Genomic DNA, 1,756 nt, shown 5'->3' with positions numbered 1-1,756 from the left:
GCCGGCCAGCGGGCCGTGGCCGGCCGCCGGCCGCTGCTGCTCTTCGCCTTCCAGCTGCTGCTCTGCGTCTTCCATCTGCTCTCGTCCCGCTCCTGTTCCGCTCGTCCCGCTCGTACCGTTCCCGGCTGCCGCGGGGGTGCGGGCACCCCCGCGTGCCAACCGAGCCTGTCAACGGTGCGTGACAGGTGCGGATCTTCCTGATTTCCGCGCCGTTACGTCACACCTCGGCGTAGCTGAGCTGGGGCTTCGCCTCGCCGCCGGTTCCCGTTCCGGCCGCCGGGGCGGACGGCGGGGCCGGACGGCGAAGGTATACCGCCCAGGTGACGAGGATGCACACCGCGTAGACGGCGAGGAAGGCGAGGAAGGCGCCGGTGCCGGAGCCGGTGGTCATGAACGACTGGCGGAACGCCAGGTTGATGCCCACCCCGCCGAGTGCGCCGACCGCGCCGATCAGCCCCATGGAGGCGCCGGAGAGCCGCCGCCCGTAGGCGTCCGCCTCCTCGCCGCGCAGCCCGCGGGCCAGCGCCTTGCGGTGGAAGATGCCCGGGATCATCTTGAACGTCGACCCGTTGCCCAGCCCCGTCAGCACGAACAGCACGACGAAGGCGCAGGTGAACGGGGCGAGCTCGCCCGCGGTGCCGGCCAGGATCAGCACCACGGTGGCGGCCGCCATGGCGACGAAGTTCCACAGGGTGATCCGCGCCCCGCCGAACCGGTCGGCGAGGCGGCCGCCGACGGGGCGGATCAGCGAGCCGAGCAGCGGGCCGATGAAGGTGACGCCGGCCGCCTCCAGCGGGGTCCGGCCGAACTGCGTCTGCAGCACCATGCCGAAGGCGAAGCTGTAGCCGATGAACGAGCCGAAGGTGCCGATGTAGAGGACCGCCATGATCCAGGTGTGGCGTTCCCTGGCGGCGTCGAGCGCCGCTCCGGTGTCGTTGCGCACCGAGGCGATGTTGTCCATGCGGGCCCAGGAGAGGACGACGGCGAGCAGGATCAGCGGGATGTACACGCCCAGCAGCAGCCGGGGGCCGCCGCCCGCGCCGATCACCGCGAGCGCGGCCAGCTGGATCACCGGCACGCCGATGTTGCCGCCGCCGGCGTTGAGACCGAGCGCCCAGCCCTTCTTGCGGAGCGGGAAGAAGGCGTTGATGTTGGTCATGCTGGACGCGAAGTTGCCGCCGCCGACGCCGGCCAGCAGGCCGACCAGCAGGAACGTCGAGAAGGACGTTCCCGGCTCCATCACCAGGAAGGCGGCGACGGTGGGCACCAGCAGCAGGCTCGCGGAGATCACCGTCCAGTTCCGCCCGCCGAAGACCGCCACCGCGAAGGTGTACGGCACCCGCACCACGGCGCCGACCAGGGTGACCATCGAGGTCAGCAGGAACTTGTCCGCGGGGGTCAGGCCGTACTCCGGGCCCATGAAGAGGACCAGCACGGACCAGAGCGTCCAGACGGAGAACCCGATGTGCTCGGAGAGCACGGAGAAGAACAGGTTCCGCCGGGCGACCTTCTCGCCCGTCTCCTTCCAGAACGTCTCGTCCTCCGGGTCCCAGTGCTCGATCCAGCGACCGGACCTCTTGCCCGTGCTCGCGACGGGGGCTGTGCGCATGACGCCTCCACGGTGGTTCACCGACTGACGCCACCGACGCTAGGCATCCCGCGTTTCGGCCCCCGGCGCGGCGCGGTGACCGCGGTGGAACGTTGCACTCACCCGCGGGCGGCTCCCGTTGAGAGGTGCCGGTCGCGGAGTGCGGGC

At 71.2% G+C, this 1,756-nt stretch carries 1 protein-coding gene; it reads right to left on the bottom strand.

All coding sequences use genetic code 11. The annotated features are described in order from the left end of the window. Positions 1-217: 217 nt before the first annotated feature. The gene (locus HW445_RS29765) at positions 218-1,609 is read right to left on the bottom strand and encodes a NarK/NasA family nitrate transporter (RefSeq protein ID WP_180223923.1); all 1,392 of its coding nucleotides are present in this window, start codon (positions 1,607-1,609) and stop codon (positions 218-220) included. Positions 1,610-1,756: the final 147 nt, after the last annotated feature.

Source organism: Streptomyces sp. UH6, assembly GCF_013421635.1.
GTDB classification, from domain to species: Bacteria; Actinomycetota; Actinomycetes; order Streptomycetales; family Streptomycetaceae; genus Streptomyces; species Streptomyces abyssomicinicus.
Note: the sequence above shows the minus strand (reverse complement) of the source record. Positions and strands in the feature narration are given on the sequence as shown.

Bases quoted from the DNA above. Each gene is read 5' to 3' on its own strand.
- HW445_RS29765 (WP_180223923.1), bottom strand. From the start codon at position 1,609: ATGCGCACAGCCCCCGTCGCGAGCACGGGCAAGAGGTCCGGTCGCTGG.